Genomic DNA, 8,353 nt, shown 5'->3' on the forward strand with positions numbered 1-8,353 from the left:
GCGTAAGCAGTCAAGTCCTGGGGAGTCTCTAGGACCGAAGTGCCCAGCAAATTGTCCAGCGTGACCGCTTCGACCGACGTCTCCGAGTCGAAGGTGACGGCGGAGAACGCCGAAGTCGCAGCGGCCATGATCCCAGCGCTGAAGGGCAGGACCTGCACGGTCACGTTCTTCCGATGCCCGGCTTCGAGAATCGCCTCCAGCTGTTTGCGATGCGTCTCGACGCTTACCAGCGGGTGGGTGATGACCGACTCCCAGAGGATGGCGGTGTACGTGGTCCCGCCATCCTCGATCTTGGCCTGACGGCCATCCCGTACCTGCACCAGTTGCGCGACCCGCTCCGGGGCCACGTAGTTGGGCCCGCCCGTGATGACCGCTTCCGCATAGGCAGGCGTCTGCAGGAGCCCTGGCACCAGAACCGGCTGCCATTCCCGGATCTGGCTCGCGTCATCCTCCAGGGCGATGTGGTCCAGGTAGTCCGGTCGCAGGTGAGCCGCATGCTCCAGCCACCATCCCCGGCGGTTGGACTGCTTGGCCAACGCCTCAAGTTTCGCTCGTACTTCGGGGTCATCGACGCCGTAAGCCTGCAACATCGCGCGGATCTCGATGGGACGGGCGATGACGTGTCCGGTCTCGATACGACTGACCCTCGTCTGGTGCGCCGCGATCACCTCGGCCGCTTGCGGCTGATCGAGCTGGGCTGCCACCCGGTACCGCTTGAGGGCGGCCCCAAGTCGTCTACTGCGCACGGTCGGTCGTCCACCTGCGGGCATGAGACAACCCCCTTTCGCCAAGCCACTGTAGAGCAAGGCGTGTACTGCACATATGTACGACAGCATGCATGCGAGATAGTCGCTTGCTAACTTACTTCTTGCCGCCCTAATCTCGACAAGCCGCGACAGGCGGCGCCTACCTGGCAGGAAGGCACCCATGCCCCCCACCGAAACCTTCCGCATCCCCAAGCACCGCAGGCACGTGCCGACGGCCCGCCGGCACTTACTGAAAGCCCTCGCGGACTGGGGGATCACGGGCGAACTCGCCCACGACGTCGCACTCCTGGCGAACGAACTCGTCACCAACGCGGTGACCCACTGCCGGGTCTCCTACGCCGAGGTGCGGGTCACGCTCGTCCTGCACGGTCCGGCGCTGGTCCTGGAGGTGTCCGACCCGGACCGCGACAGGCTCCCCGCCCCGCACCACCCGGACCCGGACGAGGAGGGCGGGCGCGGACTGGCGCTCGTGGCGGCGCTGGCCGACTCGTGGGGGTGCCGACGGGAGCCGCACGCCAAGTGCGTGTGGGCCCGGTTCGCGCTCCCGACGACGCAGAGGCCGGGGGGTACACATGTTCCGTCGCCTTCATGACCGGGTGACCCGCCTGATGGCCGGAGGCAGATCCTGCGTCACCGAGGTGGACGACCGGCACCTCGCACGGGAGGCGCGGACGCCCGACCCGTACGTGTGGCGGCTGCCGAGCCCGTACGAGGCCCGCTGGCGGCGCTGGTCCAGGCGGTCCTGGGCCTGCGGCCGACGACTCCCCTTCCCGCGTGAGGAGACGTGCTGGCAGCAGACCCCGGACCGCACCCGGCCACCCGCCTGGGAGACGGACGAGGACGTCGTACGGCCGTACGTCCTCAGACCGTGACCCCGGGCGCCCCCCGGAGAGCCGTTCCGGTCAGGCCGCCGAACAGCTCACCGTCGGCACGCTCCCGCCACCTGGGGCACCCCCGAACCCGAAGCTCGCCGAACCGCCCGCCGCCAGCGCGCCGTTGTGTGCCGCACTGGACGCGGTGACGCTCGCGCCGCTCTGGGTGTACGAGGCGTTCCACATGCTGGTGACCTTCTGGGCGCCGCTCCAGGTCCACGTCACCCGCCACGAGTTGATCGCGGTGGTACCCGTGTTGGTCACCTTGACCTCGGCGTTGAAGCCGCCGCCCCAGTCGCTGCTGACGGTGTAGGCGGCGGTGCACACCGGGGTGGTCCCCCCGCCGCCCCCGCCGCCGCCACCGCCGCCGCCCGGGAATCCCGGTGCCTTGATGCTCGCCAGGTAGCCGTCCTTGACGGTGTCCACGGTCGCCCAGTCGTCCTTCAGGATCCCGCCGGTGTCACCGGAGTTGGGGTTCCAGGACCAGAACGTCCACGAGAAGCTGTCGGCCCCCGCGTCGGCCGTGGGCCGCAGATACGAGACCAGCGCGGCCAGCCACTTCTGGTCCACGGCCGACTGGAGCGTCGTACCGAACTCGCCGACCCACACCGGGGCGATGTTCTGCTTGAAGATGTAGCCCCAGTACTTGTCCCAGACGCCCGGCATGTTGGCGGGGAACGACGGGTCGCTGAACCAGCTCTGCTGGGCGACGCTGGTGGCGTAGTCGTGGGCGGAGTAGACGACCCGGTTCGCCACGTCCAGTTGCACCGGGTACTGCGCGACGCCCATCAGGTTGCCGCCCCACCATCCGGAGACCCCGGCGAAGGTCTGCACGCCCTCCACGAAGATCAGCAGACTGGGGTTCACGGCCAGGACCGCGTTGCCGGCGCGCTGCGCGGCGAGCCGCCAGTCCGTCGCCTGGTCGCCGCAGCCCCAGCACGCCGGGTCGTGCGGCTCGTTGTGCAGGTCGATGCCGATGACGGTGTCCTGGCCGGCGTAACGCGTCGCCAGCGCCTTGAGGTTGGCGATCCAGGCCGACTCCGGGACGGCGGAGGTGTACCAGAGCGCGGACTGGCCGCCCGAGTCCGGACGGTGCCGGTCCAGGATGACCTTCAGGCCGTCCTGGCCCGCGTACGCCACGAGCTTGTCCATGACCTGGAGGGAGTTGAGACCCTGGAGGTCCGCGTTCTTGCCGCCGGAGAAGTCGACGCCCGTGGGGACGGTCCCGCTCTTGAAGATGTCGTCGCTGTAGGGCAGCCGGATGGTGTTGTAGCCCAGCGTCTTCATCTGGTCGATCATGCTCTTGTAGTCGCGCGACCAGAGGCCGTGGACCACGTGGTTGCCGGTCTCGAAGCCGAACCAGTTGATACCGGCGATGCGTACGGCCCGGCCGTCGGCGTCCAGGATCTGCCGGCCGCTGGTGTGCCAGTAACCGGCACCGGGCGCGGTGGCCGCCGCGTGCGCGGTCTGGGCGACCGCGAGCGGCAGCACGAGCGCGCACACGGCGGCGACCGCCGTGAGGGCTCTGCGGGCGAGGCGCGTGAGGCGCTTCGGATACGTGAGGCGCATGTCGCTGGTCCCTTTCGGGGAGGGACGCGGCTCCGGAACCGAGTGGGAGCGCTCCCACAAGACCGCGTGCCTCTATCGAACGTATCGACTGTGGACACGTCAAGTGAGCGGACGAAATCCGCGGTTGTGGAGGGCGGTTGGCGGGGCCCGCCTCGTCCTCAGACCCTGATCCCCCGCCGGACGCGAGCGATCACCTGCTGGGCGTCGGTTCCGAAGACGGCCGACTCCGCCAGCGTGTCCCAGACGCGCCGGTACAGAGCAATCGTTTCGGCATCGTCCAGCCAGAGTTCGGCGTGCCAGTCCTCGACGACGACCAGGCGCTCGTCCAGCATGCAGAACGAATTGCCCAGCGCCGTCCGCAGCTGGGCATCGAGCGGCAGGATCCCCATGCGCACGGTGTCCATGCCCACCACGCCGAGCAGTCGGTCGAGTTGGGCGGCCAGCACCTCCGGCGGACAGATCCGGGCCCACAGCACACTCTCGTGCATGAGCAGGTTCAACCGCTTGCCCGGCCGGTACAACCACTCCTGTCGTTTCATACGCCCCCGTACCGCGCTCTCCGTGTCCCGTGGCGCATTCTGGAGTACGGCGTGGTGCTCGAAGACGTAGCGGGCATACTCGGCCGTCTGAAGCATCCCGCTGACGGCGGCGTTACTCAGTGCGTGCATGCTCTGGGCGTTGGAGGTGAGGGTGTTCCAGGTCTCCTGCACGGGGCCGTGCCCGGCCGCGAGCTGACGTCGCCAGGAGCGGATGTGGCTCTCGAACCCCTTGAGTCGCGCGCGCAGTTCACCGAAGGCGGCGGCCTGGCAGGTCGCCTCGGCCCAGGCCCGCAGGTCGTCGTCCGTGGGCGTCTGCCGGCCGTTCTCCAGCTTGCTGACCTTCGACTGCTGCCAGCCAAGCCGCTGCGCGAGCTGGTCACCGGTGAGCCGACCACCTGGGCACTCCATACGCAACTCCCGGAGCCTGCGGCCCAGTTCCTCGCGCGCCCTCTGATAGTCGGTGCTCACCTGTACCGTTCTCGCCCTTACCCGTCGTTGCGCATCTCCGCCATGAACTGCTGTCGCGACACGGCGTGGTGCCATGCAGCATCTCGCACCATGGAGCAGCGCACCACCTCCGCGGGTTCCGTGATCAGGTCCACGTGGGTGAGCTGGTCGTCGTCATCGAACCGCAGGAGGGCGATGAGACGGCTGTCGAACAGCCAGAAGTCCTCGGCGGGAAGCCGGAGTCGGTCCGCGTCGTCCCGCCACAGGTTGCGGATGTCCTCACCGTTGCCGATGTTCCACCTGGCACCGTCGAGGAGATAGAGCTGACCGGTCGTGGGGGGCCGGTCCACGATGCGCACTCGCTCGATCCGCTTTCCCTGCGCGGTCTGCGCGCGGATCATGTCGCCGAATCGGTTGTGCTCCGCGCCCAACACCGAGTCGTCCCCGACCGTTCCGGTCTCGATGAACCGGCCCCAGCGGTCCGTTGCCTCGTCACTCGCGTAGCGCCGACGCGTCTCCAGCCGCCATGCGGTGTGCTCGAACCTGGCGAACAGGCCGTTGAACTCGTCGAGGTCGATCGTCCGCGCCTGCCGCGCCCGCCCCCTCGGCGACCAGTCGACGAGCAGGTCCCGCGGAACCACGACCGCGACCTCACCCGCAGAGAGGTGCCGAAGCTGCGCGACGTCGTCGGGGTCGGACAGCGGAGGCCCGTGCACCACGACTTCCCCGGTGTCCAAGTCCTCGTGCAAGGACGGACATCCGCTGATGTCACTGCCAGTCCCGTTGAAACGTAACCTGCGCGCCATGTGATCCCCTTCGGTCGCGACGATCTCCATGCGCTCAGCATCTCGACTCCGCTGAGTGCATGTCCACGCATGCCGAGTAGTCGCGCGAGAATAACGGAGAATATTTCGCGCCTCCCCGAGATGCCGCCGCCTACGGTGATCACGCAGAGCAAGCGGCCAGCCACACAGGCGATACGGGAAGGCACCACCATGCTGCACGGAAGCGACCTCTACGCGCTCGATCTCACCTCGGCCTCGTTCAAGCAGGCGTGCGGGGGCCCCTGTACCGAGGGGTGCGTGACCCTGGCCCGGATCGGTGAGGACGCCTGGGCCCTCGGCGACAGCAAGCGCCCCGACAAGGAACCGCTGCGGTTCACCACCGCGGAACTGGGTGCGGCCGGGATCGACCCCGCGCGGTTCGGCCTGACCAGCTGAACCACCCCTCCTCCCGCCCCGGCCGTCCCTGGTACGTACGCGATCCACCAGGGACGGCCGGGGTCTCGCGACCGCCGAGACGGCACACCGGACAGGACCCCCGTGCACCACCACGGATATCTGTGGACCGGCCCGAAGGACCGCTTCGACCAGGAAGCGCTCCGCAGGCCGCCCCACCCCGAGCCCCCACCGCCCGACGCCCGACCCGAACTGATCCAGCGGTACCGCGCCGTGGCAGCGGAGTTCCCGGTCTGCGACCTGCCCCCGCTGGAAACCGCGTACTGGCTCATCAAGCCGCGCTCGCTGGTTCACGGCACCTGGCCGGACCCGGGGCGGGCAGTGACCTGGCTCGGAGCCCGACTGGCCGAGTACGCACCCCGGTTCGCGTCCGGGGCCGAGCGCGACGCAGGTCACCTGGCCGGCCTCGTCGCGTCGGCGGCGAAGGGTCTCAGGTCGGGCGGTGACCTGTCGTGGGGCTTCTATCTGGAACGCCCCTCATACCTCTCCCTGGCGCTGGTCACCTGCTCCCCGAACCGCACGGACCCCACCCTCCGGTGCCCCCTGGCCCGGTGACGCCGGGGCGCTCACCCCCGGCGGCGCAGCCGGCGGCCGCCGAACACCGCCGCCGCCGCGAGCGCCACCACGACGACGGCGCCGGTGCCGACCCTGGAACCACCGGCAGCCCCGCCGTCCCCGTCGCTGCTCCCGTCCGCCGAACCGCCGCCCCCGGAGGGGGACTTGCCGTCCCCGGATCCCGGTACGCTGCCGGACTGCACCGCGCTCCGCTCCCCCTCCGTCCCGTACATCAGCCGGGACCCGTCGGCGGTGTAGGTGACGGACTCGCCCTGGCCCTGCAACGGCACGTCGAGGCTCGCGTCCCGCTCGGGCTTCCCCCCGTTCCACCGGTAGGCGATGCCGCCGAGGTAGCCGCGCACGGCGAGCTGCCTCCCGTCCGGGGAGAACGCCCCGTCGGTGGTCCACAGGCCGATGTCGGCGACGCGCCGGAAGACGTTCGTGCCGGAGGCGGAGAGCCGGGCGGGTGCCTCGTACAGGCCGCCGCCGTCCTCGTTCTTCGAGACGATGTAGACCCGCCCGGTCTTCGGGTGCACCATCATCGCCTCGGCGTCGCGGGGGCCGTCCGCGTACTTCACGACGTACTGCGTGGCACGGATCGTGCGGTCCTCCAGCTTCTTCGGCTCGGGCAGCTCGTAGAGCCACACGTGGTCCCACCTGCCGCCGAAGTTGTCGCCGATGTCGCCGACCCAGATCCGGTTGCCCGGCCCGACGGAGATGGCCTCGACGTCGCGGGGCGCGCCGATGCCGCTCAGGGTGACGGTGGCGACCGTCTTCCCGGTCCGGCTGTCGACCGCGTACAGGTAGGGTCCGTCGTCGCTGTCGTTGTGGGTCCAGTACACGCCGGGGTGCAGCCGCGAGGCGGCCAGCCCGCTGGACTCGGTGATCCGCGGGTCCTCGATGGTGAACCCGCCGTCGTCGGCGGCGGCCGGCGCGGCCGGGCCCGCGGCGAGCAGGGTCCCGGAGGCGGCAAGCAGGGCCCCGGCGAGGAGAGAGAACGGTCGGCGCATGCGCCAAGCCTGCCATCCGCGCCCGCAGTTCACTCCGCGTGGTCAGCCTCACATCCCGCCCGCCCCGGTGATCGAGGATGATGAGCGGATGCTCAGGTTCATGCCCGTAGGCGATTCGATGACGATCGGAAGCTCGGGCGAACACACGTGGCGCTACCGGTTGTGGCAGCACCTGCGCGCGGCGCACGGCGGGCCGTTCCGCATCGTCGGCCCGCGCGAGACGCTGTACGACCCGGCGACCGGCTCGCCCGGCTCGTACGCGTACGCCGACCCGGACTTCCCCCGCGCCCACCTGGCCGGCTGGGGCGAGGGCTGGCTCCACATGGCCCCGCTGATCCGCGAGACGGTCCGCGCGGAGCGCGCCGACGTCCTGCTGGTCTCCCTCGGGCTGATCGACCTGGGCTTCTACACGAACGCGGAGCAGACGGCGCGGAACGTGCGCCGCTTCGTCGCCGGGGCCCGCGAGGCGAACCCGTGCGTCCGGATGGTCCTCCTGCCGGTGATACCCAACGTGCGCGCGGAGTCCGACGCGCCGTTCGCCGCCGAGGTCGCCGCCTTCAACGTCCTGCTCGCCAAGGCCGTCGCCGACCTGGACCGGCCCCGCTCCCCCCTCCTGCTGGCGTCGCCGCCCGCCTCGTACGACATCCACCTGGACACGTACGACGGCACCCACCCGAACGCGAGCGGCGAACACAAGATCGCGGAGGGATTCGCGACGGCGATGCACCAGGCATGGGGCCTCGGCGCGCCCTACGCCGTCTCCGTCTGACCGGACAACCGGGCCGGGCAGCGCGCGGGTCCCGTGGTGACCCGCGACCGTACGTATCGTTGGACCGAGCACCCGCACCCGGCCGAGTCGCGACCGGGGAGGAGCGCCACGATGACCGTCCTTGAAGACAGGATCGAGATGGCCGACGACAACGGCGAGCCGACTCTGGACGCGCTGTTCGAGTCCATCGAGCGCGCCGCCCCCGAGGGATTCAAGGCGGAGGTCGTCGAGGGGGCCGTCTTCATGGTGCCGCAGCGGAGCACTCACTGGATGATCATCCGCAGGATCGTGCACGCCCTGGACGACACGTTCGGCATGGATGCCCTGGTCCTGTCCGGCGTCCGGATCGACTTCCCGGGCCACCGGAACGGCTTCTGCCCCGACGTGGCGAAACTGCGCGACGGGGCGCGACAGGACGCCGCGGGGCACTGGCTCACCCAGGACATCGAATTCGGTCCGGGGGGGGGGGGGGGGGGGGGGGGGGGGGGGGGAGAAGAGAAGAAAAAAAAAAAAAAAAAAAAAAAAAAAAAAACCAGGAGGGGCGGGGTTTTGGTGTGTGGGGGGGGGGGGTGGTGGGGGTCTCGATG

At 69.8% G+C, this 8,353-nt stretch carries 10 protein-coding genes and 1 pseudogene; 6 read left to right on the top strand and 5 right to left on the bottom strand.

All coding sequences use genetic code 11. The features are described 5' to 3' along the window. The coding region (locus AC069T_RS06415) for a helix-turn-helix domain-containing protein (protein ID WP_478781627.1) at positions 1-770 on the bottom strand (770 nt) is incomplete at its 3' end. A 157-nt stretch (positions 771-927) separates the two neighbouring features. On the opposite strand from AC069T_RS06415, the gene AC069T_RS06420 reads away from it, so the two are divergent. Together AC069T_RS06420 and AC069T_RS06425 are read left to right on the top strand one after the other, a co-directional pair. Beyond that, the gene (locus AC069T_RS06420; protein WP_478781628.1) at positions 928-1,359 is read left to right on the top strand and encodes an ATP-binding protein; all 432 of its coding nucleotides are present in this window, start codon (positions 928-930) and stop codon (positions 1,357-1,359) included. A gap of 16 nt (positions 1,360-1,375) precedes the next feature. After that, positions 1,376-1,639, top strand: coding sequence for a hypothetical protein (locus tag AC069T_RS06425; protein WP_478781629.1), 264 nt, complete (start codon positions 1,376-1,378; stop codon positions 1,637-1,639). Between the two features lie 30 nt (positions 1,640-1,669). Here the strand turns inward: AC069T_RS06425 and AC069T_RS06430 are convergent, their stop codons facing one another. From AC069T_RS06430 to AC069T_RS06440, 3 genes are all read right to left on the bottom strand, one after another. Continuing rightward, positions 1,670-3,208 (bottom strand): cellulase family glycosylhydrolase, encoded by a 1,539-nt coding sequence (locus tag AC069T_RS06430; protein ID WP_478781630.1) that lies wholly within the window; start codon positions 3,206-3,208, stop codon positions 1,670-1,672. 158 nt (positions 3,209-3,366) lie between these two features. Continuing rightward, entirely contained in the window at positions 3,367-4,215 is an 849-nt protein-coding gene (locus AC069T_RS06435; RefSeq protein ID WP_478781631.1) for a helix-turn-helix domain-containing protein, read from the bottom strand. Positions 4,216-4,232: 17 nt separating this feature from the next. Further along, the gene (locus AC069T_RS06440) at positions 4,233-5,000 is read right to left on the bottom strand and encodes a DUF6879 family protein (RefSeq protein WP_478781658.1); all 768 of its coding nucleotides are present in this window, start codon (positions 4,998-5,000) and stop codon (positions 4,233-4,235) included. 189 nt (positions 5,001-5,189) lie between these two features. On the opposite strand from AC069T_RS06440, the gene AC069T_RS06445 reads away from it, so the two are divergent. Together AC069T_RS06445 and AC069T_RS06450 are read left to right on the top strand one after the other, a co-directional pair. Then, positions 5,190-5,414, top strand: a complete 225-nt coding sequence (locus AC069T_RS06445; RefSeq protein ID WP_478781632.1) for a DUF397 domain-containing protein — start codon at positions 5,190-5,192, stop codon at positions 5,412-5,414. Between the two features lie 102 nt (positions 5,415-5,516). Beyond that, positions 5,517-5,987 carry a hypothetical protein gene (locus tag AC069T_RS06450; RefSeq protein WP_478781633.1) on the top strand — a complete coding sequence of 157 codons (471 nt, stop codon included), beginning with the start codon at positions 5,517-5,519 and terminating at the stop codon, positions 5,985-5,987. A gap of 11 nt (positions 5,988-5,998) precedes the next feature. On the opposite strand, the gene AC069T_RS06455 is transcribed toward AC069T_RS06450, so the two are convergent. Beyond that, positions 5,999-6,997 (bottom strand): SdiA-regulated/phytase-like domain-containing protein, encoded by a 999-nt coding sequence (locus AC069T_RS06455; RefSeq protein WP_478781634.1) that lies wholly within the window; start codon positions 6,995-6,997, stop codon positions 5,999-6,001. An 88-nt stretch (positions 6,998-7,085) separates the two neighbouring features. On the opposite strand from AC069T_RS06455, the gene AC069T_RS06460 reads away from it, so the two are divergent. Beyond that, on the top strand, positions 7,086-7,766 hold the full coding sequence (locus AC069T_RS06460; protein WP_478781635.1) for a GDSL-type esterase/lipase family protein: 681 nt from the start codon (positions 7,086-7,088) through the stop codon (positions 7,764-7,766). 111 nt (positions 7,767-7,877) lie between these two features. Beyond that, positions 7,878-8,353: pseudogene (locus AC069T_RS06465) on the top strand (hypothetical protein); the annotation flags it as partial.

The organism is Streptomyces sp. NPDC043867, from assembly GCF_056435845.1.